The organism is Rhizobium sp. BK181 (assembly GCF_014193305.1).
Lineage (GTDB): Bacteria > Pseudomonadota > Alphaproteobacteria > Rhizobiales > Rhizobiaceae > Rhizobium.
Genome location: NZ_JACHZA010000001.1, coordinates 1,373,468 through 1,399,324, shown reverse-complemented (window position 1 = coordinate 1,399,324; position 25,857 = coordinate 1,373,468). Strand labels below are relative to the sequence as shown.

The window sequence follows — 25,857 nt, the reverse complement described above, 5'->3', positions numbered from 1 at the left end:
CCATGAACAAGTTGAAAAGAGATCGCCAGTTTCGTCCGCTTCCCGTACCTGATGTCGATGTGCATGGCCTGTTCGGAGAGCGCCAGGATGCGATCTGCAATAGCACCGCCGAAACGCTGCTCGATCGCTGTGTCGAGGCCGGCATGCTGCAGGCAATCGACGTTACCAAACCGAGCCCAGGTATTGTCATCCCGATCGGTCCCTGGGGCGGTTCGACGCAGATGTTCTGGGATAGCGATCTCGGCAAGTCGATCGAGACGGTTGCCTATTCGCTCTATCGCCGCGCCAATCCTGCTTTGGAAGGCCGGGTCGATGCCATCGTCGATATGTACGAGAAGCTGCAGGATAAGGATGGCTATGTGAATGCCTGGTTCCAGCGGGTTCAGCCCGACCGCCGCTGGACCAACCTGCGCGACCATCACGAACTCTATTGCGCCGGTCACCTGATGGAAGGCGCGGTCGCTTATTATCAGGCCACCGGCAAGCGTAAGCTGCTCGATATCATGTGCCGCTTTGCCGATTACCTGATTTCCGTCTTCGGTCACGGCCCGGGCAAGATGCCGGGCTATTGCGGCCACGAGGAGGTCGAGTTGGCACTGGTCAAGCTCGCCCGTGCGACGGGTGAGAAGAAGTACCTGGACCTTGCCAAGTTCTTTGTCGATGAGCGCGGAACGGAGCCGCACTTCTTCACCGAAGAGGCGATCCGCGATGGTCGCAGCACAGCGGACTATCATCAGAAGACCTATGAATACAGCCAGGCCCATCAGCCGGTTCGCGAGCAGAAGAAGGTCGTCGGCCACGCCGTTCGCGCCATGTACCTCTATTCTGGAATGGCCGACATCGCGACCGAGTATAACGATGACAGTCTGACTGGCGCTCTCGAGACCCTTTGGGACGACCTGACGACCAAGCAGATGTATGTCACTGGCGGCATTGGCCCAGCCGCGGCCAACGAAGGCTTCACTGATTACTATGATCTGCCGAACGAAAGCGCGTATGCCGAGACCTGCGCTTCCGTCGGCCTGGTCTTCTGGGCAAACCGCATGCTTGGCCGCGGCCCGAACCGTCGCTATGCCGATATCATGGAGCAGGCACTCTACAACGGCGCGATGGCCGGCCTCTCGCTCGACGGCAAGACGTTCTTCTACGAAAATCCGCTGGAAAGCGCCGGCAAGCACCATCGCTGGATTTGGCACCATTGCCCCTGCTGCCCGCCGAACATTGCCCGCCTGCTCGCCTCGATCGGCTCCTATATGTATGGTGTCGCCGACGACGAGATTGCCATCCATCTCTACGGAGAAGGCAAGGCGCGGTTCAAAATCGCCGGCTCGGATGTCGAACTGACGCAGAAGACCCGCTACCCCTGGCACGGTGCCGTTCATTTCGACATCAAGACAAGCACGCCGGCTCGCTTTGCGGTTTCGCTGCGTATCCCGGAATGGGCGAATGGCGCAACGCTCGCCGTCAACGGTGAGCCGATCGAACTCGGCTCAGTCGACGTTGATGGTTACGCCCGCATCGAACGCGAGTGGCGCGATGGCGACAAGATCGACTTGAACATTCCGCTGGAAGCGCGCGCTCTTTGGGCAAATCCACTGGTTCGCCAGGACGCCGGGCGCGCTGCCCTGATGCGCGGTCCTCTCGTCTATTGCGTCGAGGCAACGGACAACGGGGCAGCCCTGAATGGCATCCGGCTTGGCGAGGATCTAGCGGCAAACACGGCGGAGATCGCCGAGCTTGGTGGTGCGATCGCCCTCGATGTCCCAGTGACCAAGGATGAGTCGGATTGGGGTGCGACACTCTATCGGACCAAGCCGCCCGCAACCGGGAAGGGGACGGCACGCTTTGTGCCCTATCATCTGTGGGACAACCGCGCGCCCGGCGAAATGCTCGTTTGGATTCGCTCAGCCCAGTAGCGCCGCAGGTTCACTATAAGTCGCCGGCTTATCTGCCGGCGACGGCTTCGGGCTGTGACCGCACCTGTGCTCTGATCATGCTGACCCAGTTGCGCCCGATGGCAAGGCCGCTGGCATCGGATTCGCTCGCGTGGGCGGCGGCAAGCGCCGCATAGCGTTCATGCCAGCCTGGCTCCATCTGTTCGATTGAAGTCGCAAATTCGACTTTCCAGCTGTCGATGACGGATGCGCTGGCCTCGAAATGGAACTGCGTGCCATAGGCCGCCCGTCCCACGCGAAACACCTGATTCTCCGCTAGCCTACTGACGGCAAGACGGGTCGCGCTGGCCGGTAGCGTGAAGGTGTCGCTGTGCCACTGGAACGTTGTGAAGTCCTCTGCAAGCCCGGAAAGCAGCGGGTCGATCCGGCCCTCCTCGGACTTGCTGACCGTGTGCCAGCCGAATTCCAGCCTGGCATTCAGCAGATTTTCGGCACCGTAGGCGCGCGCCAGGATCTGTGCGCCAAGGCAGATGCCGAGCACGGCCTTATCGGCCTCGGCAAACTCGCGCATCAAATGCGTAAGCGCCGGAAGGTAGGGATAGTTCGCGTCGTCGATAGCGTTCTGTTCACCACCGAGCACCACCAGCGCATCATAATCGGCATCATCGGCAGGCAGCGTACCGTCGATCCAGGGATAGAAGTGCTGGATTTCGGCATTGGCTTCCGCCAGCGCTAGGCCCAGCGAGCCGAGCGGCGTGCTCTTCATGTTCTCAACGACGGCGATCCGCATCAGCATCTCCCTACGATCCTCGAGACGGAGAGGAACACCAGCCGCTTCGCGATTGCAATATGGATTGCGCCATGCCCACGCAGTTCTTAAATCGGGATGAACGAAAGGGAGCCCCGACATGAGCGACAAGAAAGCCCGCGTGACGATCCTCTATTGCACCCAATGCAACTGGCTGCTGCGCGCCGGCTGGATGGCCCAGGAGTTGCTCCAGACTTTCACTGACAGTCTTGGCGAGGTGGCGCTCATTCCCGGCACCGGTGGCAATTTTGAAATACGTGTCGACGGCGATTTGATCTGGGAGCGCAAGCGTGACGGCGGCTTTCCCGGTCCTAAGGAGCTAAAGCAGCGCGTGCGCGACATCATCGAACCTGGCCGCGATCTCGGCCACGTCGATCGGGCCTCGCTGGAAAGCTGAGGCAGGATCGAAAACCGGTTCTGCCGCTAGTCAAAAGGTGAATTGCAGGTCTTGTAGAAACCCTCATAGGTTACGAAGCGATCGGTCTTCGGGTTATAGGTTCGATACTGAGTTCTGCACCAATCCACATGGAATTGCCGGTCCTGCGTCTTCGGCTGCACGGTACGAACAGGCGGCGGCGGATTGTAGTAGAGCGGCCCGCGTCCCTGTGCGCCCGGTCGATAGTAGGTCGGACCGGTGGCCGTTGGCGGTCGAAAGTTCGGCTGTACATAGGACGGCCGGAACGATTGCACCGGGCCGAAGGTAAAACAGCCGCGTGCGTCGCACATGGTCGACCCCACGCGGATCACGTCTGATTCGCCGACGTATGGCGAAAATCCGCTGAGCGGCATCGCAAGCACGGTGCAGGGCAGCAGGGAGAAGAGCGCGATCAGGCAGAGATTGTGGAGGCCAGGCATCGGATCATCCTTTCTTGCTTCCATATAGGGCGTCTTGCGCTGATCGCTATCGCGTTGCTTCAGACTGGGCCGCTGCCATCATACACCGACATCAACGACTTTTTTGCTGCCTGTCAGGAAAACTTCAAAAACGCTGTTGACAGCAAGAGGCCACCCCCGTACATGGCTCTCCGTCGCCCAGATGGCGGAATTGGTAGACGCGCCAGCTTCAGGTGCTGGTACCCGAAAGGGTGTGGAGGTTCGAGTCCTCTTCTGGGCACCATTCCCTAAGAAATGCAATGGGAAAGCCGATATTCACGGCTTCCCGTTTCCTCTCCGAAAAGACATTACCACCGCAGATAACGACGCCCGATCAGGCTGCCGATGGCAGTCACGGCTGCGATCGCGATCGTGTACCAAGTGGCCACGAAAAGCGGACTGTCGTCGGGGCAATGCCAGGCGTAGAGCGCCGCTGCAATCCCACCCGCCGCAAGACCGGCAGCGCCTCCCGCCAGTGATGGGCGCTGCGGTGCGCCGTTCCTCAAGGCCAGCATGAAGCCTACCAAAGGCGCAAGCGACAGCAGCGGAATGAACATCAGGCAGAAGGGGGCATTGTTGCCAATCAGCTTTGCTTCCCATGCATCCGATGGGATCACGCGCATCTCCGCGATCACTGCGACGATCAGCAGGGCAAGCGGCAGAAGCAGCGCTGCGACGCTTGCCTTGACGGAAACCCCAGGACGCCCGATGCGGAACACGACGATGCACGCTGTCACCGCAAGCACGACGGTGAAACCGATCTTGAAGAGCACACGCGAAGTCTCGAAGATACTCCACATGTTGTGACGGATGCCGATCGTTGTCAGCAGAATGGCACCTGAGACGACGACGCCGACACCAAGCGCTAGGGCGAGGACGTGCCCTAGCCGCGTACGGACCGCTGCGTCTTCGGTCAACAGGTTGATCAGGTCATTCGTCTTCACGTATTTCACTCCGATAGAGGGCCGCCAAAGACTTCAACGCGCGATGAAGCGCGACGCGCACGGCTCCTTCAGTCATTTTAAGCCTTTCGGCTGTTTCACGCACACCGGCACCTTCCAGCGAAATCGAACGGACGATGTCGCGCTGCGGATCGCGCAGCCGTGCCAGCAGATGGCTGGCGTCAAGCCGATCCATGGCATCCGTCTGCTCTTCGGCCTCCAGCGTATCTATTACGTCTTCAACCGGCACATTCACATGTCGTCCGCGCCGGCGGAGGCTGTCGATTAGCTTGTTGCGCACGATGGCCGACAGCCAAGGACCGATCGGGCGCGACGGATCCCAGGAGCTGCGCTTCAGGTGGACCGCAAGCAGCACCTCCTGGACCACGTCTTCGGCCTCGCTCGCCGGGGCGCCCAGCTGATCACACCGCCTGCGGGCCATTGCGCGTAGATGCGGCGTGACGGCGGCGAGAAAGCGGTGATAGGCCTGCGTGTCGCCTTTGAGAGCGCCACGCATCCACCCTGCCCATTCCTCTTCACGCGTCGAATGCCTCATCCGCATTATCCTCTACGGACCGCCACACGTTTTTGTTACCGACATCGGAGCCGATTTTTCGATCCGGCCGGAAGGCTTTGCTGCGCAAGCGTTTTCTCTCGCAATCGAGGACGCGGCAAGATGGGGCCGCACAAAAAATCACGACCACTGATGTAACAACTCACCGGATGCTTCCGTAGACCCCAGTGCAGGCCAATCACGGCTTGTCCCTTAAACGGAGACGGAACCATGAAAAACAGCATCGCTACCCTGGCTCTCGCGGGCTCCCTTGCTTCCGCGCTTGCAACGATCGCGGCGCCGGCGGCCTCTGCCGCCGATGCCAAGGAAAAATGCTACGGCGTTGCAATGAAAGGCCAGAACGACTGCGCCGCCGGCAAGCATGATTGTGCCGGCAAGTCGACCGTGAGCTACGACAAGGCTTCCTTCAAGCTTGTCCCCGCCGGCACCTGCACCTCGATGAAGACGCCGAAGGGTCACGGCTCGTTGATGCCGGCCTGATTGCTTATCGACATCAGTAGTTTCAAGGACCGGAGATCATCATGTCCAACGTTTCAGCAACCGTCTTTGCCGCTTCCGTGGCGACTGCTTTGTCCCTGATCGGAACCGTGCAGGTTTCTGCCGCCGATACCTCGAAAGAGAAGTGCTATGGCATCGCGCTCAAGGGGCAAAACGACTGCGCCGCCGGGCCCGGCACGACCTGCGCCGGCACATCCAAGGTCGACTATCAGCAAAACTCCTGGAAACTCGTTCCGGCGGGCACCTGCGTTTCGATGAAGACGCCGAACGGCCACGGCTCGCTGATGCAAGGTCCAGCTCCGGCCTGATCGGGGGACCAGCCACCGGCAGCGGCACCAGGGATCGTGTCGCTGCCGCCAAGAAGTTGGAGATCAGCCATGAAACCGTCCGAACTGCCGCGCCGCGCCGGCATTGGCTTCAAGCCGGAGCACTTCGTCAGCATCAATGCCGGTCGCCAGCCGATCGGCTTTTTCGAAGTGCATGCCGAGAACTACATGGGAGCGGGCGGTCCACCGCACGCCCAGTTGAGTCGATTGAGGGAAGATTACGCCCTGTCGGTCCATGGCGTCGGCCTGTCGATCGGATCGATGCAGCCGCTCGACCGGGAGCATCTCGCACGGCTGAAGGTTGTCTGCGACCGCTATGAGCCCGAGAGCTTCTCCGAACATCTCGCCTGGTCGACGCATGACAGCGTGTTTCTGAACGACCTGTTGCCGTTGCCCTACACCGAAGCGACGCTGGCGCGCGTTGTCGAGCACATCGACGAAGTGCAGAGCATGCTGAAACGGCAGATGCTGCTCGAAAACCCCGCGACCTACCTCCTGTTCGAGGAGAGCACGATCGAGGAGACGGCGTTCTTGAGTGAAATCGCGCGCAGTACAGGCTGTGGCCTGCTCCTTGATGTCAACAACGTCTTCGTTGCTTCCACCAACCACCACATGGATCCTCGCGACTATTTGGCCCGCTTCCCGATCGGTCACGTGCGCGAAATCCATTTGAGCGGTCATTCGGAAACGATCGACGATCGCGGCGCGCCGCTTCTGATCGATTCGCACGATACGGCGGTCAAGGATCCTGTCTGGGCGCTTTACAAGGAACTCATTGCCCGAACAGGGCCGGTCGCAAGCCTTGTGGAATGGGACAACGAGGTGCCGGATTGGCCTGTGCTGCGGGCAGAGGCCGAGGCTGCCGACGCTATCTTGCGCCGCGCGGCCAGTGATCTGGCTGCATAGGGGGATACGATGGGCCTCTCGACGCAGACCAATTTTGCTACTGCCTTGATAAACCCCGAGGCGCCTGTCCCTTCCGGGCTGATTGCATGGAATGGGCCGACGCCGGAGCGTCGCTTTGGCGTCTACCGCAACAATGTTACCGTCGGTTTGATCGGTGCACTGGCCTCCCGCTTTCCAGTTGCGGAGAAGATCGTTGGTGCGGAATTCTTTGCCGTGATGGCGTCTGAGTTCATTCACCACTACCCGCCGCGTTCGCCGCTACTTTTATCCTACGGGGATGAGTTTCCCAAGTTCGTCGCCTCGTTCGAGCCAGCGACGGAAATCGCCTACCTGCCGGATGTCATTCGCATTGAATTGGCGCGTAGTCGCGCCTACCACGCCGCCGACGCGGTCCCTTTGGATCCCAGCGTGCTGGCCGCAATTGATCCGGAAAAGCTCGCGGGTCTCGTTTTCGAACCGCACCCATCCCTGTCGGTCCTGCGCTCACCACATCCGGTGGTGACCATTTGGGCGATGAACGCCGGCGAGATCGAGCTCGGACCGATCGACGATTGGCAGGCCGAAGATGCCCTGGTCACCCGAGCGCATTTGAACGTCGAGGTCTGCCGGCTGCCGCCGGGTGGCGCCGTCTTTCTGGAGGCACTGGCAGCCGGCGTGTCGCTCGGCGGCTCGGTCGAGGCGGCTGTCGGCAGGGCCTCCGCATTCGACTTATCGACGAACCTCGCCGGCGCCTTGCGCGCGGGTGCATTTCGTTCCGTTCGCTAACCGACCTCTGGAGATGCAGCCATGCACAACGAAATGACGATGCCCCGCACACAGGGGCCGACACTGCCGCAGAAGTTCTATAGTGGGCTGCGAGTGCTCGATCGAATTCCACATGATGTGATCGCCCTGATCTCCCGCCTGTCGATCGGTGCTGTGTTCTGGCAGTCCGGTGAGACGAAGGTCGATGGCTGGCACGTCACCGACAATGCGGTCTATCTGTTCGAGAACGAATATAAGTTGCCGCTCGTGGATCCCTGGATTGCCGCTCATCTGTCAGCTTTTGCGGAACACTTCTTCCCGTTCTTGCTGGTGATCGGCTTGGCGAGTCGCCTTTCCGCTCTTGCCCTGCTCGGCATGACCTTGGTGATCGAACTGTTCGTCTATCCCGATGCCTGGCCGACGCATGGCACCTGGGCGGTGTGCTTCCTCGTGATCATTGCCGGTGGGCCGGGGCGGATCTCGATCGACCACCTGATAGCACGCCATTTTGGCAACAACGCGCGATAGGCTCACCGGATCGGCTGGTAGTGTCCCCGCAACGGCACCTGCGTGCCGACGCTTTCGACGCCGTCGCGATCGCAGACATAGACCAGCGTAGGTAGTCCGCCGGTCCGGAAAATCTTGTTATAGGAACGGCGGAGCGGACGCGTTTCCGTCCGGCAATTGTATTGCTCCTCGTCCTTCGGGTCCGGTTGGGCCTTGACGCCGGGCAGGTTTACGAAGGGATAGTCCGATTGGACGGGAGCCTCACCGGCGCGCCGCCAATCCGCAGCAAAGCTCAAGCCTGGCGCCAAGGTTGCGCCGACTGCCAAGGCGATCAACAACGCTCTCGCGAACGACATCTTGCCGGATCCAGATTCATTTCCTTCATCGATGTAGGCGCGGACACCGCGTGCATCAAGCGAGGGGCTCATTCTGCCGCCCGTCATCTCGAAAACGTGACCTCGTTCGGCCGTAGCGCTGCTACGGCGGGGATACGCGTCTTGACGGCGCAAGCGGAACGGAATTTCGTGCTGTCTGCCGTAAGTTGATCGCGACGGGAAGACGCCAGAGAGCCTGCAAGCCTATGACAGTTTCTCCCAGCAGATAGTTGCATGAATGAAAGCGCGGTACTCTATCCGTGACTTTCGCTTTGATCTAAGCAGGCCGGCCGATGGGCGCCGCGAGAAGGACGGAACAGATGACGAGCTATGTATTGACGGTGACGTGCAAGTCGACGCGCGGGATCGTGGCGGCTATCGCCAACTACTTGGCGGATCAAGGCTGCAACATTATCGACTCGTCGCAATTCGACGACCTCGATACCGGAAAGTTCTTCACCCGCGTCAGCTTCATTTCCGAAGAAGGGGTCGGGCTTGCGGCGCTCAAGGAAGGGTTCAAGCCTGTCGCTGAGAAATTCGACATGGACACCGAAATCCATGACGGCGACAGCCGCATGAAGGTGCTCCTGATGGTGTCGCGCTTCGGCCATTGTTTGAACGACCTGCTCTACCGCTGGAAGATCGGCGCGCTGCCGATTGAGATCGTCGGCGTGGTCTCCAATCATTTCGACTATCAGAAGGTCGTGGTGAACCACGATATCCCCTTCCACCACATCAAGGTGACGAAGGAAAACAAGCCACAGGCGGAGGCTCAGCTCCTTGATCTCGTCGATCAGACCGGCACCGAACTGATCGTGCTCGCCCGCTACATGCAGGTTCTTTCCGATGCCATGTGCCGCAAGATGTCCGGCAGGATCATCAACATCCATCACTCCTTCCTGCCGAGCTTCAAGGGCGCCAACCCATACAAGCAGGCCTATGAGCGCGGCGTGAAGCTGATTGGCGCCACGGCGCATTATGTCACCGCCGATCTCGACGAAGGTCCGATCATCGAGCAGGATACGGCCCGCATCACTCACGCTCAGAGTGCCGACGATTATGTCTCCATCGGGCGCGACGTCGAGAGCCAGGTGCTGGCCCGCGCTATTCATGCCCATATCCATCGTCGCGTCTTCCTGAACGGCAACCGCACCATCGTATTCCCTGCAAGCCCGGGCAGTTACGCCTCCGAGCGCATGGGCTGACAGCCACGACGGATTCGCCGTCGACGACGGCGATCTCCTCGTTTGCCGGTGGCAAGGATTCGATTATCTGCTTAGTCTGCAAAATCGAATCATGCCGCGGGGGATGCCATGACTGACGAGACGCTTGCCTATCGCGCGACGTTGCCACGCCCAGACGTGACCGCCGCGGAAGCTGGCGACCTTCTCCAGTCGCGGTATGGCCTCTCAGGAACGCTCACCGAACTCGGCAGCCAGCAGGATCGCAACTATTGCCTGGATACCGGCGAGCGACGCTATGTCCTGAAGATTTGTCATGTAGCCTATGAGACTCTGGAGCTCGAAGCCCAGAATGCGGCCATCCATCACATCAGTTCGAAAGAGGGGGCGCCGCGCGTCCCGCATGTAATCCCCTCGACCGATGGACAGGACATCGTCGCAGTTACCGTCCGCGACCAGACCTATCAGGTTCGGTTGCTGGAGTATCTCGAGGGCGAGGGGCTGACGCATCGCAAGCACCTACCGAAGGAGTCGGTTGCGGCACTTGGGGCGCTTTGCGCCCATCTGGCACAATCGCTCGCCGATTTCACGCATCCAGGCCTCGATCGCAGCCTGCAATGGGACTTGCGCCGCGCCGGTCCGGTCGCCGTCCAGCTGCTGTCGGCGATTACCGACAGCGCCGCGCGCGATCGCATCGCCAAGACGATGGTATCAGCCGTGCGGCGAATCCAGCCGCTGGCGCCGTCTCTGCGGTTGCAGGCCGTGCACCATGATGTGACCGGCGACAACGTCGTCAGCCACCGCGACAGCTACGGCCGTCTGGTTCCCGACGGCGTTATCGATTTCGGCGATATCATACGCGGCTGGCTGATCGGGGATCTCGCGGTGACTTGCGCCTCGCTGTTGCATCAGGCGGATGGCGACCCGCTCTATATTCTTCCGGCGGTGAAGGCATATCACGAGGTTTATCCTCTGACCGAGGAGGAGCTGCGCGCGCTCTGGCCGCTGGTCGTCGCCCGCGCTGTCATTCTCGTCGCGAGCGGCGAGCAGCAGATCTCGATCGACCCCGAGAACGACTATGTTCGCCGCAATCTCGAGTTGGAGCGCCGCATTTTCGATACGGCGGTCTCCGCCCCCTACGAACTGATGGAGATTGCTGTCCTGAAGGCGGTTGGTATGAGCACGGCCGTGCTTTCGACCGAAGGCTGGCGTCCACTCTTTCCTGATATCGATCCGGCGACAATTTCCTTCGTCGATCTCGGCGTTTCGAGCCGGCATTTCGCCGCGGGCAACTGGTCGCAAGCCGACATGGATTGGCGCCTGCTTGCCCGCGCTGCGGCCGAGACCGGTACGTCGGCAACGCGCTATGGCGAGTACCGGTTGTCGCGTTCCAAGCTTCGTAGCGCCACGCCGCCGGCGACTTACACATTGCATTCCGACATTTGCCTTGCTGGCGGTACCACGGTTTCCGCCCCCTTCGCCGGGAAGGTCAGCTGGAAGAATCACCATTTCGTTCTGGCAGGCGAGGGTATCAGCCTTCATCTCGACGGTATGGAGCCCACGATTGACGATGAGGCGGACGTGGAACCAGGTCAGCCCCTCGGTGCGATCTCCGGCGAAAGCGGATCTCTCGGCGGTCTGCGGGTACAGCTCTCCACTCTTGTGGGCACCGAGCCGCCGCTGTTTTGCGCTCCTCGGGAGGCGGCTGCCTGGTCGGAATTATGCCCGTCGCCGGCAGCACTTCTGGGAACCGGCGTCGATGCACCGAAGCCGGCGTCCACGGAATTGTTCGCTCTCCGCCAAGCTCATCTTGCAAAGCCGCAGAAGCACTACTATGAGGCGCCACCGCAAATGGAGCGCGGTTGGAAGGAGCATATGTTCGATGTCGAGGGGCGAGCCTACCTCGACATGCTCAACAACGTAACGATTCTCGGTCACGGCCACCCGCGCCTGGCCGAGGCGATCAGCGAGCAATGGTTGCGGCTGAACACCAATTCACGCTTCCACTATTCAGCCATCGCGGAATTTTCAGAGCGCCTTGCCTCTCTTGCCCCCGAAGGGCTGGACGCAGTCTTTCTCGTCAACAGTGGATCGGAGGCCAACGATCTCGCGTTGCGACTGGCGTGGGCGCATACGGGGTCCAGGCATGTGCTCAGCCTGCTCGAGGCCTATCACGGTTGGTCGGTTGCAAGCGACGCCGTATCCACGTCGATCGCCGATAATCCGCAGGCCCTGACGACGCGGCCCGACTGGGTACATGCCGTTCTGTCGCCAAATACCTATCGGGGTATGTTCCGCGGTTCTGAATCAGCCACCGGGTATTTGGAAGCGGTCGTTGAGGCCCTCGAGGGCATCGACACCAAAGGTGAGGGGTTGGCGGGCTTCATCGCCGAGCCGGTCTATGGGAATGCCGGGGGCATATCGCTGCCGGATGGTTACCTCGCCGCGGTTTACGGGCAGGTTCGAGCTCGCGGCGGCGTCTGCATCGCCGACGAAATACAGGTGGGGTATGGACGGCTTGGGCATCATTTCTGGGGTTTTGAACAGCAGGGTGTCGTGCCCGACATCATCACCATTGCCAAGGGCATGGGGGACGGGCATCCGCTCGGTGCCGTCATCACCACCAAGGCGATCGCCGGTTCGCTGGAGAAGGAAGGTTATTTCTTCTCTTCGGCTGGCGGCAGTCCGGTCAGTTGCGTCGCCGGTATGACCGTGCTGGATATCATGGCCGACGAAAAGCTGCAGGAGAACGCACGTGATGTCGGCGACTACCTCAAGGGTCGCCTTGTGGCGCTGATCGAAACCTATCCGCTGGTCGGCGCCGTGCATGGCATGGGGCTCTATCTTGGATTGGAACTGGTTCGCGACAGAACGACGCTGGAGCCGGCGACGGAAGAGACCGCGGCGATCTGCAATCGACTTCTCGATCTCGGCGTCCTGATGCAGCCGACCGGCGATCACCTGAACGTGTTGAAGATCAAGCCACCGCTTTGCCTGACGCCAGAAAGCGCAGATTTCTTCGTCGACATGCTGAAAAAGGTGCTTTCGGAAGGCTGGTAAAGGGCGGTCGCCCCGTTAACCATTTCGGTCATTTCAAGGCTTACGGCTTTTTAACCAAACGCCCATTGCCGGAATCAGTGATGCTTCCTATGTCTGCTCCGTGATCGAAAGAGAGCGTCAGGCTGTCACGCGAATTGCACAAAGACTTGATAGGGTTCTTGCAGTCAATTCGAGTATGATGGAATGAAATTTTCCGAATGGTCGATTTTTTGACATGTTTCGGAATATGTTTCTGACAGACTGCGAGATATAGTCTACAGAATAGATAGATTATAGCGCAGTCATCGCCGGGTCCCACCAACGGGGCCTCAAGCAAGCGCAACGCCAACGAAAGGAACGAGACATGACTGACATCAATACTCTCGCCGATTTCCTTGGGCGATTTGTGCTTGGCAATGACCGTCCGGGCGCCCTCTCCCGCCCGAACTGTCGAATGTGACCTTCGTCCACCTCTAACGGAATCAGACAAGTCAATTCGCCATCGCCAGCGCATACCGCGCGGCAGGAGTTCTACGCATGAAAAAAGAAGTAATCGAATACGCCGGCGTTCCCGTCGGGATCGTCATCCCGGATGAGAACCGGTTGAAGTTCATCGCAGTGAAGTACCATGTTCACGACCTGGACGAGCAGCATTTCAGCTCGCCGGCGGAGGTGAAGCTTGCGATCCATGATCTGATGACCCGCCGTGACCCGAAGCCCATCCATGCCTGAGCGCATGAGACACGGGCGAACCACCCCTGACAGATTTGAGACCGGTCTTGCCCAAAGGTGAGCCGGTCTTGTGTTTTGACCGCCATTGCGGTCCTATCGCGCGCTCCTGTTCAAACGAGGATGGCGCGCTTGCTCAATCTGATCACCGACATTGAAGGCGTTTCCGTCGGGCACGCGACTGACCTGAAGCTCGGCTCGGGCGTGACCGCCATCGTGTTCGACGAACCGGCCACTGCATCCGGCGTGGTATTGGGCGGCGCCCCCGGCGGTCGTGACACAAGCCTTCTCGATCCCTCGATGACGGTCGGCGCGGTGGATGCCTTCGTGCTTTCCGGCGGCTCGGCCTTTGGGCTGGATGCGGGAGGCGGTGTACAGGCTGGGCTCCGCGAAGCCGGTCGCGGCTTTCCGGTCGGCGATGTGAAGGTGCCAATCGTTCCCCAGGCGATTCTCATGGATCTGCTGAACGGCGGCGATAAAGACTGGGGTCTGCAGTCCCCCTATCGCGACATGGGCTACCAAGCCTTCAAGGCGGCGGCGAAAGCGCACTTTGCACTCGGGACTGTCGGTGCGGGCGCGGGAGCGACGACCGCGACCTTCAAAGGGGGGCTCGGTTCGGCCAGCGCGGAGACCGGCACCGGACTAAAGATCGCAGCGATCGTCGCCGTCAACGCACTCGGCTCGGCGACGGTGGGCGAGGGGCCACACTTCTGGGCGGCGCCGTTCGAACTGAACGGGGAATTTGGCGGCCTCGGATTGCCGTCACCGATCTCTGAAGCCGACACCCGCATGCGACTGAAGGGCGTGAGTATCACGGCAACAACAATCGGCGCTATTGTCACTGATGCCGAATTGAGCAAGCAAGAGGCACACCGCTTGGCGATCATGGCGCATGACGGCTTTGCGCGCGCTCTGCTGCCGGCTCACTTGCCGCTTGATGGCGACACTGTCTTTGCTGCTTCCACGGGCAAAAAACCACGGCCGGACCTTCCCGCCTTTCTGGAACTCTGCCATCTCGCCACGATCGTGATGGCGCGCGCCATCGCGCGTGGCGTCTACGAGGCCACCGCACTTCCGGTTGCCGGCGCGCAGCAGGCTTGGCGAGATCGCTACCCCGATCGCGCGAGATAGCCTAAAGAGTAGGCTATGCCGAGAACACATGCTCGCCATTGTGTGTGCACTCCGACAATGACACCTTAGCAGCAAAAGGCCATCGCCATCGCGGTGGCCAGACAAGGGAACAGAATGAAGAAGGTTTCGCTCGTGCCGTCGGCGCAGCTGGTTAGGCGACTTTATTTTGGCGCGGCCGTGTCGGCCGGTCTGGTTGCGCTGGGGCTTACCCCGGCGGAGGCCGCCAAGACCAATCTGACCCTCGGTATGACTGTCGAACCGACTGGTCTCGACCCGACGATCGCAGCGCCTGTCGCGATCGGGCAGGTCACTTGGCAGAACGTTTTTGAAGGCCTGGTGGCAATTGACGAGTCCGGCAAGATCAAGCCCCAGCTCGCCAAGAGCTGGGAGATTTCGTCCGATGGTCTCAGCTATACGTTCAAGCTTCAGAGTGGAGTCAAATTCCACGACGGCGAGGCTTTCGATTCGGCAGCAGCAAAATTTGCGCTGGATCGCGCTCGCGGCGCTGACTCGGTAAATCCGCAGAAACGCTTCTTCGCCTCGATCGCATCCATCGAGACACCCGACCCGGAAACGCTCGTCCTGCATCTCTCCGCGCCTACAGGTAGTCTCCTCTATTGGCTGGGTTGGCCAGCCTCGGTGATGGTCGGCCCGAAGTCTGCCGCAGCGGACAAGACGACGCCCGTCGGGACCGGCCCGTTCAAGTTCGTGAACTGGGCAAAGGGCGACAAGGTCGAACTCGAGAAGAACGCCGATTATTGGAACAAGGACGTCGCGGTAAAGCTCGACAAGGTGACCTTCCGCTTCATCGCCGATCCGCAAGCCCAGGCTGCGGCGTTGAAGGCGGGCGATGTCGATGCCATTCCGGAGTTCGCGGCGCCGGAGCTGATGAGTTCGTTTGACGGCGATGCGAGGCTTGCGACCAAGATCGGCAACACCGAGCTGAAGGTCGTGGCTGGCATGAACAACGCCAGGAAGCCCTTCGACGACAAGCGCGTGCGCCAGGCGCTGATGATGGCAATCGATCGGAAGACTGTCGTCGACGGGGCTTGGTCAGGACTCGGCACACCGATCGGCAGCCACTATACGCCGAACGACCCGGGCTACGTCGATCTTACCGGCGTCCTGCCCTACGACCCCGAGAAGGCCAAGGCTTTGCTTGCCGAAGCCGGCTATCCCAATGGTTTCACATTCACGATCAAGTCGCCGCAAATGGCCTATGCGCCGCGAAGTGCTGAGGTCATGCAGGCGATGCTCGCCGAAGTCGGCGTGACAATGAACATCGAGCCGACCGAATTCCCGGCCAAGTGGGTGCAGGATGTCATGAAGGATCGCGCCTATGAGATGACCATCGTCGCCCACGCCGAACCGCTCGACATCGACATCTACGCCCGTGATCCGTACTACTTCAATTACAAGAATCCGGCTTTCAACGATTTGATGAAGAAGGTGCAGGAGACCTCGGATCCCGCTGCACAAGCGAAGGTCTATGGTGAAGCTCAGAAGATTCTGGCCGATGATGTGCCGGCGCTCTATCTCTTCGTCATGCCCAAGCTCGGCGTCTGGGACAAGAAGCTGAAGGGCCTCTGGGAGAACGAGCCCATTCCCTCCAATGTTCTCGCCAACGTCTCTTGGGAAGACTGATTGCGGATGAATGACATGGCGAGGCGGCGAACAGAACCGGACCTGACATGATAACGCTTTTGTCACGTCGACTCGCTGGTCTGATCGTCACGCTTGCTATCGTTTCCCTCCTCATCTTCGTCGTGATGGACCTACTGCCGGGCGATCCCGCCTCCATTATGCTCGGAACGTCGGCCTCGCCGGAAACGCTTGCGACTCTTCGCCACGAGCTCGGCCTCGATCAGCCGCTCCTGTGGCGCTATGGCGAGTGGCTCGCCGGCGTATTCCGGGGCAATCTCGGCCAATCCTATACCTATGGTGTCCCGGTTGCTGGCCTGATCCTCGAGAGGTTGGCAGTTACGCTACCTCTTGCGCTGATCGCAATCGCGCTCTCCATTGCCATCGCCATCCCTTTGGGCGCTCTTGCGGCAGCGCATCGAGGCGGCGTGCCGGACGCCGTCGCTTCGATCTTCTCGCAGCTTGGCATCGCGGTTCCGGGATTCTGGGTGGCGCTGTTGCTGATCATGCTTTTTTCCACTGCGCTTGGCTGGATGCCGGCTGGGGGCTTCCCGGAATGGAGTTCCGGTATCTGGCCCGCTCTCAAGGCGCTCGTGATGCCCGCAATAGCACTTGCCTTGCCGCAAGCCGCCGTCCTGACGCGCGTCACGCGTTCTGCCGTTCTGGAAACCCTGCATGAGGACTTCACCCGAACGGCGCTTGCCAAGGGACTGTCGAAGCGTCGGGTCCTGTGGCGCCACGCGGTGCCGAACGCGCTCGTTCCTGTTTTGACAATCCTCGGCCTGCAGTTCACCTTCCTGGTCGCCGGCGCGGTTCTTGTCGAAAACGTCTTCAACCTCCCGGGCCTCGGCCGGCTTGCCTATCAGGCGCTATCGCAGCGCGACATCATCGTCATGCAGGATGTCGTGTTGTTCTTTGCCGGGCTCGTCATCGTCATGAACTTCGTCGTCGATCTCTCCTATCTTGCGATCGACCCGCGCTTGCGAGAGGGTGTCTAATATGGGTCCGCTCGTATCGAGTCACACGGTCAATCAGCGCCTATCAAACGTTAGCCGGAGAATGAACTTGGTCATCGGCGGCGGCATCGTTGCGATGCTCATTGCCGTCGCGCTTCTGTCGCTGCTCTGGACGCCGCTGCCGCCAGCGAAGATGCAGATCATTCACAAGCTGCAGCCGCCCTTGACATCAGGTGTTCTCGGCACTGACCATTTTGGCCGGGACGTCCTGTCGATGATGATGGTGGGCTGCTGGAATTCGCTTTCGATCGCCATCACCGCCGTGGCAATTGGGGGTACACTCGGTTCGATCGTGGGCATTTCGGCCGCTGCCGCGCGCGGAGCCTTCGAGGCTCTGCTGATGCGGGCCTGCGATGTCATCTTCGCGCTGCCGCCGATCCTCTCGGCGATGATGCTGGGCGCCTTTCTCGGTCCGGGCCGGCTTACCGCCATCATCGCCATTGCAACCTTCATGGTTCCCGTCTTTGCCCGTATCACGCTGGCAACAGCCCTGCAGGCCTGGAGCCGGGACTATGTGCTCGCGGCCCGTGCCATCGGGAATAGCCGCTTCACGATCTCGGTCCGCCATGTGCTGCCGAACATCATGAGCCAGATCATCGTTCAGGTAACGATTCAACTTGGCTTGGCCGTGCTGACCGAAGCCGGTCTCAGTTTTCTCGGTCTCGGCATCGCGCCGCCTGCACCGACATGGGGCCGCATGCTTGCAGACGCGCAGACCTACCTTGCGCTTGCACCGTGGCTTGCAATCCTGCCGGGGCTTGCAATCGCGCTCTGCGTGTTCGGCTTCAACATGTTGGGTGACGGCCTGCGCGACATGCTCGACCCACGCGAGGCAAACTGCCGCTAGTCTTCGAAACCACATAGTCCCGGATGACATGCCATGTCCGAAACCGATTTGACGATCCGCGAATTGAGACAGCGCTTTGCTGATCGAAGCCTGTCTCCGCTCGAATACTGGCTGGCATTGGAACGGCACATCGAGGCCTGGGAGCCCGCTATTTGTGCCCTTTACGCCTACGATCCAGAGGCGGCGCGCCAGCAGGCGAAAGCGTCCACCGATCGCTGGACTAAGGGTGCGATGCTTGGCGTGCTCGATGGTATTCCGGCGACGCTGAAGGAGCTCATCGCAACCAAGGGACAGCCGGTGCCGCTCGGGACCAGGGCCATGGACTTGGTGCCAGCGGCGGAGGATGCTCCTGCGGCTGCAAGGCTGCGCGAAGACGGCGCGGTGCTGTTCGCGAAGACGACCTGCCCGGATTACGGGATGCTCTCCTCGGGGCTTTCGAGCTTCCATCGCTTGAGCCGAAATCCCTGGGATACCTCACAAAATCCCGGAGGCTCGAGCGCCGGCGCATCCGCAGCGACCGCTGCCGGTTACGGACCCCTGCATGTCGGCACAGACATCGGCGGCTCTGTGCGGCTGCCGGCAGGCTGGACCGGGATCTTCGGCTTCAAGCCGAGCCACGGCCGCATTCCGGTCGATCCCTTGTATGTCGGTCGCTGCGCTGGACCGATGACGCGGACCGTCGAAGATGCCGCCTATGCAATGGCAACGCTTTCGCGCCCGGATTGGCGGGACGGGACCAGCCTGCCGCCGAACGATTTCGATTGGATGGACCTCGATATCGACGTCCGCGGCCTGAGGATCGGGTTGATGCTCGATGCCGGGTGTGGCCTAGCAGTGGACGACGAGGTGCGCGCGGCGGTCGAGGCCGCTGCACGGAGATTTGAGGATGCGGGCGCGATTGTCATTCAGGTCGAGCCCGTTCTGACGCGGGAAATGCTGGACGGGTTGGACACCTTCTGGCGCTCCCGCTTCTGGGCCGATATCGAGACCTTGAGCCCAGAGCGGCGGAGCAGGATCTTGCCTTATATCTACACCTGGGCGCAGGGCGGCGCCTCGACCAGCGGTGCCGATGCCGTCAGGGGCTTCAATCAGACGATAGAGATGCGCAAGAGTTGCGGCAGGCTGTTCACCAAGGTCGATGCTGTGATTTCGCCGACCAATCCCATCGTCTCCTATCCCGCCGATTGGGCTTCGCCGACGAACGATCCGGCGCGCCCCTTCGAGCACATTTGCTTCACGGTGCCCTGGAACATGTCCGAGCAACCTGCCTCGTCGATCAACTGTGGCTTCTCGCGATCGGGAATGCCGATCGGTCTGCAGATTGTCGGTCCGCGCTTCGACGATATGCTTGTCCTCAGACTGTCGAAGGCTTTCGAGACTTGGACAGGCGGGGTGAGGTCATGGCCGAAGCCGCCGATCAGGTGACAAGGCGGCGATAACCCGTGGGCTGCTCGTACAGCCAGCCGATGCGCTTTACCGCATCCTCGAAGTTTTCGCGTGCAACCGTCATCGTATGGCCATTGGCATGAATGATCGTTTCCGGATCTTCCAGAACGGCAACGTGACCCTTCCAAAAAACGAAATCACCCCGCCGTAGTTCGGACCGGTCGATCGGTTCGCCGAGGGTCGCGGATTGCATGTCGGTGTCGCGTTGTGCGCTTCGCCCTGTCATCAGCATCGAAAGCTGCACAAGACCAGAGCAGTCGATGCCAAGGCCGGAGCGGCCGCCCCATAGATATGGGGTTTCCAGGAACCGGGTCGCGACGTCGACATAGTCCCCACCGTCGCCGGCCCCGATCGGTTGCACGTGCTTGGCAAAGATTGCCGTCCCGTCTTCAAGCATCGCATAGCGGTTGCCGCGCGTTTCGGTCTCCCCGACGATCCGGACCCTGCTGCCCATGGACAGGATGCTTTTGTAGGGTTTGCGCAGCTCGGCCTCGAGATAGAGAAATGTCCGCTGAACTGTGACGACGTGCGTGGGCTCAGCGAACCGATCCGAAAGGGCTGTTTCCGGCAGGTAGCCGACATAGCCGTCCGAGGCGGCCTTGACCCAGCACCAGCCGTCCGCACGGTCGAACACGGTGACGTCCTCGCCGAAGAGCAGTTCGGTGTCGATTCCCTTTGCGATATCCGGCGCGGGCCTCAATCCGATGACCGGCACTGCGATGCGGGCTGGCGTGCCGGCAACGAAGCGCAGGGCTTCCACTCGTCCTTCGAGCCCAGCCTCGGCGAGGTCCGGCCGGTAGGCATGCAGGCGGCGATCAAGCATCGTCATTCTATCCCTTTCATGGCGTCAGGCGACGACCCTTGTCGCGCACGAGATCGCCAAGCTTTTCCAGATAAAGCGCGCCTCCAACGGTGCGCTTTATCACCACGTTGCGCCGGTCGCGTTCGTCGCGCACGCGGTCGACCAGACCCATCTCGCCCATCGTGTCTAGCGCGCGGGTTATCACCGGCTTGGTCACATTGAGCGTCGCCGCCAGGCCACGCACGGTATGCGGCGGCGGCACCAGATAGATATGCAGTAGGATCGCCATCTGGCGCAATGTCAAATCGCGATTGTCGAGCCTGACCTGATCGAGCGTCACGCCATGCCACAAGCCCAGTGCCTGCGAGGCCGTCAGTTCGAGCGGCATGGGTCCTCCGGAAATTCGTTGCGCCCGCGTTCCATTTTCCGGCAGCTCACCGCGCGACGCAACGGGGCGGCAGATTTTGCCGCCCGTCACGGTGAATAAAATTTTAACGATCGCCGCCTAGCGCACGCTCTGCCGGATGTGATGATAGAGCGCGCGAATGGCCTGCGCCTCGCCGCCGCCCGGAGAGTGGGGGCGTTCCGAAGGTGCCCAGCCATAGATATCGAAATGTGCCCAGCTCGTGGTGTTGGAGACGAAGCGCTTGAGGAACAAAGCCGCGGTGATCGCACCGGCCATTCCGCCCGCCGGCGCGTTCGTGATATCGGCAAATTTCGCGCGGATGTCCTTTTCGTAGCCGGCATAGAGAGGCAATCGCCACAGCGGGTCGTCGGTCTCAAGGCTTGCCTCGGTCAAGTCCTGGGCAAGTTCGGCGTCATCGGTAAAGAAGGGTGGCAAGTCGGGACCGAGCGCGACGCGGGCCGCACCCGTCAGCGTCGCCATGTCGATCATGAGGTCAGGCGCATCCTCGTCCGCATAGGCCAGCGCATCTGCGAGGATCAAGCGGCCCTCTGCGTCGGTGTTGTCGATCTGGACGGTCAGCCCCTTGCGGCTCCGGTAGATGTCGCCCGGCCTGAAGGCGTTCGACGAGATCGAATTTTCGACGACGGGGATGATGACGCGGAGATCGACCTTGAGCTTGGCGTCCATGATCATTAGGGCGAGGCCCATGACGTTTGCGGCGCCGCCCATGTCCTTCTTCATCAGCAGCATCGAGGATGCCGGCTTGATGTCGAGACCACCGGTATCGAAGCACACGCCCTTGCCGACCAGTGTGATCTTGCGATGACCCTTCTTGCCCCAGCGCATTTCGAGCAGGCGCGGCGCATCCGCACTGGCGCGACCGACAGTGTGGACCAGCGGGAAGTTCTGCCTGAGATCGTCACCGCTGACGACGTTGATCTCCGCCTTGTAGTGGGCGGCCAGGCCACGGAATGCCGCTTCCAGCTCGTTCGGCCCCATGTCGTTGGTCGGCGTATTGATCAGGTCGCGGGCCAAAAAGACGCCGGCCAGCTGCCGCTTGATGTCCGCGCCATCGGCATCCCGCGGGATCATCAGCGTGGGGCCCGCGTTCTTTTCCGATTTGTAGCGGTCGTAGCGATAGCTGCCGAGGCCGAAGCCGAGCGACAGGCGGTTGGCCGTCAGCGGCGCCGTTTCGATGTGCCAGTCGCCGGCCGGCAATGTGCGCGCAAGCTTACCGGTGATGTACGGGTGCTCGGAGGGATTGGTGCCGAGCCCGAACAGCGCGCCGCCGAGATGACCGTCTTCCGTCGGAATGAGCAGCAGCGAGCCACTCTCGGCCTTGTAGCCCGCCTTCTTCGCCCAATCGAGTGCGATCGGATCGATCGTGCCGGTTTCGATGTGCGCCGGGGTGACGGCAAAGATCGGCAAGGTTGAGCCGCCCTTGGTGTTGAACGGGGTCGGTCTCTCGATGAACTGATAGGGGGCCATGTGTATCCTTAGGGGCGTCCGGGAATCGCATCTTAACGGTCTGTTAGGGTTAACAGACTATTGCTGGAGTGAAGATTGCGTCAAAACCTTTCCCTGTTCCGTTTTGAGGTCAGACGCCGATTTCGGATCTCAGGGACGCACGATGCCTGCTTCGGCCAATAGTTTTCTCAAAACTCGGATTTTTCAGGGCGTCGCGACCGCGCTCGTCGTGCTGGCGCTGGCCGGCTGCACGACGACCAAGGACCGGATGACGACGGGATCGATACCGACACTCACCAAGCCGGTAGAAGCGATGAACGAAGCCGAGCTGCGCGGCTCGACCGAGCGCGTCGGGCAGGCCTATGAAAAGAACCCGCGCGATGCCGTCAACGGTGTGAACTATGCGAACCTCCTGCGCATGCAAGGCCGCGACGTCCAGGCCCTTGCTGTCATGCAACAGGTTGCCATTTCCAACCCTACCGATCGTACCGTGCTGGCGGCTTATGGAAAGGCTCAGGCTGCGGCCGGTCAATTGCAGCAGGCGCTTGATACGATTGGCCGCGCGCAGACCCCGGACCGTCCGGACTGGAAGCTGACATCGGCGGAAGGCGCGATCCTCGATCAGCTCGGCCGCCCCACCGAAGCACGTCAGCGCTATCGCGAAGCCCTCGATATCCAACCCGGCGAGGCATCGATCTTGTCCAACCTCGGCATGTCCTATGTGCTGACCGGCGACCTCAGGACAGCGGAGACTTATCTGCACCAGGCCGCGGGGCAGCCTACTGCTGATAGCAGGGTCCGCCAGAACCTGGCGCTCGTCGTCGGCCTCCAGGGCCGCTTCCCCGAGGCGGAAAAGATTGCGCGCGGAGAGCTTTCGCAAGAACAGGCAGACGCCAATGTCGCCTATCTGCGCTCGATGCTGTCGCAGCAGAATTCCTGGCAAAAGCTTGCCGCCAAGGACAATAGCAGTTCAGCCACGAGCACCAACTGACGTCAGCGACCGGCAAGTCCCGAGGTTACGAGCTGCACGCCAAGCCCGGCCATGACCGTACCGGCAAGGCGATCGATCCATGTTTTGGCCGCCAGATATAGCCGCCTCGGATGCATTGCCGAGAATGCGAGCGCCACGATCGCATACCAGCCTGCTTCGACGGCAAAAACGCCAACTGGCAATGCGAAAATCAACCCGAGCGGAACGGTCTTCGGTAGCAAGGCAGCAAAGATGCTTGCATAGACGACGATCGCCTTGGGGTTGCTGAGTTGGGTCAGGAGGGCTGTGGCGAAGCTTCGAGCCAGCGCCCAGTTGTCGCTTCCCGCATCGCCGATATGGATCGGCTCGCGTGCGCCACGCCAGATTCTAACGGCGATGTAGACCAGATAGGCGCCGCCAGCCACCTTCAGGGCCAGATAGAGCCATTCGAATTGTGCAAGCAGCGCCGTCAACCCGGCCAGCGCCAAGACACTGAAGGCAACGCCGCCAATTCCCATGCCAAGCGCGGCCGCAAGTCCGTCCAGACGTGAACGCGACATCGCAATCCGTGAAACGAGGACAAAACTCGGGCCGGGGCTCATCGCCCCGATGGATAGGGCTGCGATGATGCTCAAAAAGATGCTTGCGGACGACATCGCTCGCTCCTGCTCGCTCACGGAGAGATGCCGCTGAACCTAAGCTCAACGCCGCGGGATGGCCAGTCTCGAAAACTTAGAAACTGTCCGCCACCTTGATACCGGCGGGCCCGAGGATGACGGCGACGAGAACCGGCAGGAAGAACAGGATCATCGGCACGGTCAGCTTCGGCGGCAAAGCTGCGGCCTTTTTCTCGGCCTCGTTCATGCGTTCGTCGCGACCCTCCTGCGCAAGGACGCGCAGTGCCTGTGAAATCGGCGTGCCATAGCGATCCGCCTGGATGAGGGCCTGGGTGACCGACTGCACCAACGGAATCTGCGTGCGCAGGCCGAGATTCTCAAGCGCGACACGCCGATCGGGAAGGAAGGAAAGCTCGGCCGTCGTCAGAATCATTTCCTCCGCCAGCGGTGGCGAGGCTTCGCCGAGTTCTTCCGATACACGACGCATGGCTGCCTCGATCGAAATACCCGACTCGACGCAGATCAGCATCAGGTCGAGCGCGTCCGGCCACGCGCGCTTGATCGAATGCTGACGCTTCCCCATCCGATTGGATATGAAGATGTTCGGGGCATAGAAGCCCGCATAGGCGACCCCCAACGTCACCAGGAAACGCATCATCGTTGGCTTGTCGGCGAGATTGTTGAGACCGAACACCCAGAAGATTGCGAGGCCGAAGAACAGGAACGGCAGCAGAAAGCGCGCCACAAGGAACATGTTCAGCGCATTTTCCGAGCGGTAACCGGCCGCGCGCAGCTTGTTCATAGTGTTTTCGTCGACTAGCGCCTCGCGGAGGTTGAACCTCTCCACAATCTGCCGAACCGAATGGTTGTTCTGGTTGCGAAGCGTGGCCTTTCCCGACGAATCGGCATTCATGCGCGCGCGTTCGCGGGCGCGGATCTGCTCGCGCTCGGTCGACACGGCCTTCATGCGCTTGCTGAGGTCACCGCGCTCGAAAAACGGAACAGCAATCGTGTACAGGCTGGCGAACACTGCGATCGCCACCAGCACTGCGATCAACATGGAAGGGTCAGTCAGTGTGGTCGCGAGATCAGATGACATCGCCCGTCTCCATCAAATGTCGAAATTGACCATATTGCGCATGACGAAAATACCGATCGACATCCAGACGGCAGAAACGCCCATGATCAGGTGGCCGCGGGGGTCGGTAAACAGGACCAGCATATATTCGGGCGAGGTGAGGTAGACGAGCGTTGCCACGATGAACGGCAGCGCGCCGATGATGACGGCGGACGCCTTCGCTTCCATCGAAAGCGCCTTCACCTTCGCCTTCATTTTCTTTCGATCGCGCAGAACCTTTGCCAGATTGCCGATGGCTTCCGAGAGGTTGCCGCCCGCCTGCGATTGAATCGCGATGACGATGGCAAAGAAGCTCACTTCCTGCAGCGGCATGTGATTTGTCATGCGTGCACAGGCATCCGGCACGCTGAGACCGACCTGTTGCGATTCAACGACGCGCCGAAATTCGCTCTTGACCGGGTCCTTGCCTTCGTTGGCGATGAGCCGGATAGCATCGTTCAACGGCAGGCCCGATTTGATTGAACGCACGATGACGTCGAGAGCGTTGGGGAACTCGTCGAGAAACTTGTTCTGGCGTCGCTTGATCAGGAAGCCGAGCACCCAGCGCGGCAGCCCAAGTCCGGCGACAATGGGCAGGCCCAAGACAACCACAACCGAGGCGCCAGCCAGGAAAGCCACGAACATCAGGATGAAGCCGAAGATGGCGCTGAACATGTAGAAGCGCCCTGGGGTGATCTTTAGACCTGCCTGCGTCAGTCGCGATTTCAGCGACAGCTTCTTCCTGGTATTCTCCTGCTGTCGCTTTTCGAGATCCTTCAGATTGTCCTGCACCGACTTGCGACGCTTCGACATTTCCTGAACGCGGTCGCGGGCTGCCTTGACGCTGGCTTTATCTGCTTCCGCTGAGGCGACACGGTTGACGCGGCTTGCCGATTTCTTTTCGGTTTCCATCCGGGTGAAAAGAAGGCCATAGCAAACAGCGCCCGCCGCAACGGCGGCGAGCACGACAATAGCCAACACGACAGGATCGAACCCGAACAT

Annotated in this window: 27 protein-coding genes and 1 tRNA gene; 17 read left to right on the top strand and 11 right to left on the bottom strand. The window is 60.8% G+C overall.

The features are described from left to right. Positions 1-2 precede the first annotated feature (2 nt). Positions 3-1,916 (top strand): glycoside hydrolase family 127 protein, encoded by a 1,914-nt coding sequence (locus FHT77_RS07040; RefSeq protein ID WP_183753703.1) that lies wholly within the window; start codon positions 3-5, stop codon positions 1,914-1,916. Positions 1,917-1,944: 28 nt separating this feature from the next. On the opposite strand, the gene FHT77_RS07035 is transcribed toward FHT77_RS07040, so the two are convergent. Continuing rightward, entirely contained in the window at positions 1,945-2,685 is a 741-nt protein-coding gene (locus tag FHT77_RS07035) for a type 1 glutamine amidotransferase (RefSeq protein WP_183753701.1), read from the bottom strand. A 118-nt stretch (positions 2,686-2,803) separates the two neighbouring features. On the opposite strand from FHT77_RS07035, the gene FHT77_RS07030 reads away from it, so the two are divergent. After that, the gene (locus FHT77_RS07030) at positions 2,804-3,100 is read left to right on the top strand and encodes a SelT/SelW/SelH family protein (RefSeq protein ID WP_037115172.1); all 297 of its coding nucleotides are present in this window, start codon (positions 2,804-2,806) and stop codon (positions 3,098-3,100) included. 26 nt (positions 3,101-3,126) lie between these two features. Here FHT77_RS07030 and FHT77_RS07025 read toward each other — a convergent pair whose 3' ends face one another. Continuing rightward, positions 3,127-3,558 (bottom strand): BA14K family protein, encoded by a 432-nt coding sequence (locus tag FHT77_RS07025; protein WP_183753699.1) that lies wholly within the window; start codon positions 3,556-3,558, stop codon positions 3,127-3,129. 175 nt (positions 3,559-3,733) lie between these two features. Here FHT77_RS07025 and FHT77_RS07020 point away from each other — a divergent pair. Further along, a tRNA-Leu gene (locus tag FHT77_RS07020) sits at positions 3,734-3,820 on the top strand. Between the two features lie 64 nt (positions 3,821-3,884). Here FHT77_RS07020 and FHT77_RS07015 read toward each other — a convergent pair. After that, on the bottom strand, positions 3,885-4,520 hold the full coding sequence (locus FHT77_RS07015) for an NrsF family protein (RefSeq protein ID WP_183753697.1): 636 nt from the start codon (positions 4,518-4,520) through the stop codon (positions 3,885-3,887). Then, the gene (locus FHT77_RS07010) at positions 4,507-5,073 is read right to left on the bottom strand and encodes a sigma-70 family RNA polymerase sigma factor (RefSeq protein ID WP_183753695.1); all 567 of its coding nucleotides are present in this window, start codon (positions 5,071-5,073) and stop codon (positions 4,507-4,509) included. The genes FHT77_RS07015 and FHT77_RS07010 overlap by 14 nt, the downstream gene beginning before the upstream one ends. Before the next feature lie 228 nt (positions 5,074-5,301). Between FHT77_RS07010 and FHT77_RS07005 the strand changes: the two genes are divergently transcribed. The 5 genes from FHT77_RS07005 to FHT77_RS06985 all read left to right on the top strand — a co-directional run bounded on the left by FHT77_RS07005 (position 5,302) and on the right by FHT77_RS06985 (position 8,093). Beyond that, on the top strand, positions 5,302-5,571 hold the full coding sequence (locus FHT77_RS07005) for a DUF2282 domain-containing protein (RefSeq protein WP_183753693.1): 270 nt from the start codon (positions 5,302-5,304) through the stop codon (positions 5,569-5,571). A 41-nt stretch (positions 5,572-5,612) separates the two neighbouring features. Continuing rightward, positions 5,613-5,897, top strand: coding sequence for a DUF2282 domain-containing protein (locus tag FHT77_RS07000; protein ID WP_183753691.1), 285 nt, complete (start codon positions 5,613-5,615; stop codon positions 5,895-5,897). A gap of 69 nt (positions 5,898-5,966) precedes the next feature. Next, positions 5,967-6,821, top strand: a complete 855-nt coding sequence (locus FHT77_RS06995; protein WP_183753689.1) for a DUF692 domain-containing protein — start codon at positions 5,967-5,969, stop codon at positions 6,819-6,821. A 9-nt stretch (positions 6,822-6,830) separates the two neighbouring features. After that, a complete protein-coding gene (locus tag FHT77_RS06990; protein ID WP_183753687.1) occupies positions 6,831-7,586 on the top strand; it encodes a DUF2063 domain-containing protein in 756 nt (251 codons plus the stop codon). A 21-nt stretch (positions 7,587-7,607) separates the two neighbouring features. Beyond that, positions 7,608-8,093 (top strand): DoxX family protein, encoded by a 486-nt coding sequence (locus tag FHT77_RS06985; protein WP_183753685.1) that lies wholly within the window; start codon positions 7,608-7,610, stop codon positions 8,091-8,093. A gap of 2 nt (positions 8,094-8,095) precedes the next feature. On the opposite strand, the gene FHT77_RS06980 is transcribed toward FHT77_RS06985, so the two are convergent. Beyond that, positions 8,096-8,428: a hypothetical protein gene (locus tag FHT77_RS06980; RefSeq protein WP_183753924.1), complete on the bottom strand. Its 333-nt coding sequence runs from the start codon at positions 8,426-8,428 to the stop codon at positions 8,096-8,098. A gap of 338 nt (positions 8,429-8,766) precedes the next feature. On the opposite strand from FHT77_RS06980, the gene purU reads away from it, so the two are divergent. The 8 genes from purU to FHT77_RS06940 all read left to right on the top strand — a co-directional run bounded on the left by purU (position 8,767) and on the right by FHT77_RS06940 (position 19,455). Further along, positions 8,767-9,651, top strand: a complete 885-nt coding sequence (gene purU, locus FHT77_RS06975) for a formyltetrahydrofolate deformylase (protein ID WP_183753683.1) — start codon at positions 8,767-8,769, stop codon at positions 9,649-9,651. 108 nt (positions 9,652-9,759) lie between these two features. Beyond that, a complete protein-coding gene (locus tag FHT77_RS06970) occupies positions 9,760-12,687 on the top strand; it encodes an aminotransferase (RefSeq protein ID WP_183753681.1) in 2,928 nt (975 codons plus the stop codon). A gap of 516 nt (positions 12,688-13,203) precedes the next feature. Further along, positions 13,204-13,398 carry a hypothetical protein gene (locus tag FHT77_RS06965; protein ID WP_016552281.1) on the top strand — a complete coding sequence of 65 codons (195 nt, stop codon included), beginning with the start codon at positions 13,204-13,206 and terminating at the stop codon, positions 13,396-13,398. Between the two features lie 120 nt (positions 13,399-13,518). Further along, entirely contained in the window at positions 13,519-14,526 is a 1,008-nt protein-coding gene (locus tag FHT77_RS06960) for a P1 family peptidase (RefSeq protein ID WP_183753680.1), read from the top strand. 114 nt (positions 14,527-14,640) lie between these two features. Continuing rightward, a complete protein-coding gene (locus FHT77_RS06955) occupies positions 14,641-16,170 on the top strand; it encodes an ABC transporter substrate-binding protein (RefSeq protein WP_183753678.1) in 1,530 nt (509 codons plus the stop codon). Between the two features lie 47 nt (positions 16,171-16,217). Continuing rightward, complete coding sequence (locus FHT77_RS06950) at positions 16,218-17,165, top strand: ABC transporter permease (RefSeq protein ID WP_183753676.1); 948 nt, start codon at positions 16,218-16,220, stop codon at positions 17,163-17,165. Position 17,166: 1 nt separating this feature from the next. Further along, the gene (locus tag FHT77_RS06945) at positions 17,167-18,030 is read left to right on the top strand and encodes an ABC transporter permease (protein ID WP_183753674.1); all 864 of its coding nucleotides are present in this window, start codon (positions 17,167-17,169) and stop codon (positions 18,028-18,030) included. Between the two features lie 33 nt (positions 18,031-18,063). Then, entirely contained in the window at positions 18,064-19,455 is a 1,392-nt protein-coding gene (locus FHT77_RS06940; RefSeq protein ID WP_183753673.1) for an amidase, read from the top strand. Here the strand turns inward: FHT77_RS06940 and FHT77_RS06935 are convergent. From FHT77_RS06935 to FHT77_RS06925, 3 genes are all read right to left on the bottom strand, one after another. Next, positions 19,448-20,305 carry an NlpC/P60 family protein gene (locus tag FHT77_RS06935; protein ID WP_183753671.1) on the bottom strand — a complete coding sequence of 286 codons (858 nt, stop codon included), beginning with the start codon at positions 20,303-20,305 and terminating at the stop codon, positions 19,448-19,450. The two genes, FHT77_RS06940 and FHT77_RS06935, sit on opposite strands and share 8 nt — an antisense overlap. A 10-nt stretch (positions 20,306-20,315) precedes the next feature. Continuing rightward, on the bottom strand, positions 20,316-20,666 hold the full coding sequence (locus FHT77_RS06930) for a MarR family transcriptional regulator (protein WP_114710673.1): 351 nt from the start codon (positions 20,664-20,666) through the stop codon (positions 20,316-20,318). Positions 20,667-20,783: 117 nt separating this feature from the next. Continuing rightward, positions 20,784-22,172: a leucyl aminopeptidase family protein gene (locus tag FHT77_RS06925; RefSeq protein WP_114710675.1), complete on the bottom strand. Its 1,389-nt coding sequence runs from the start codon at positions 22,170-22,172 to the stop codon at positions 20,784-20,786. Between the two features lie 142 nt (positions 22,173-22,314). Between FHT77_RS06925 and FHT77_RS06920 the strand changes: the two genes are divergently transcribed. Next, entirely contained in the window at positions 22,315-23,142 is an 828-nt protein-coding gene (locus FHT77_RS06920) for a tetratricopeptide repeat protein (RefSeq protein WP_183753669.1), read from the top strand. Positions 23,143-23,144: 2 nt separating this feature from the next. Here FHT77_RS06920 and FHT77_RS06915 read toward each other — a convergent pair whose 3' ends face one another. The 3 genes from FHT77_RS06915 to FHT77_RS06905 form a co-directional block, all read right to left on the bottom strand. Then, entirely contained in the window at positions 23,145-23,777 is a 633-nt protein-coding gene (locus tag FHT77_RS06915) for a LysE family translocator (RefSeq protein ID WP_183753667.1), read from the bottom strand. Between the two features lie 76 nt (positions 23,778-23,853). Continuing rightward, on the bottom strand, positions 23,854-24,837 hold the full coding sequence (locus FHT77_RS06910; RefSeq protein ID WP_183753665.1) for a type II secretion system F family protein: 984 nt from the start codon (positions 24,835-24,837) through the stop codon (positions 23,854-23,856). A gap of 12 nt (positions 24,838-24,849) precedes the next feature. Further along, positions 24,850-25,857 (bottom strand): type II secretion system F family protein, encoded by a 1,008-nt coding sequence (locus FHT77_RS06905; protein ID WP_183753663.1) that lies wholly within the window; start codon positions 25,855-25,857, stop codon positions 24,850-24,852.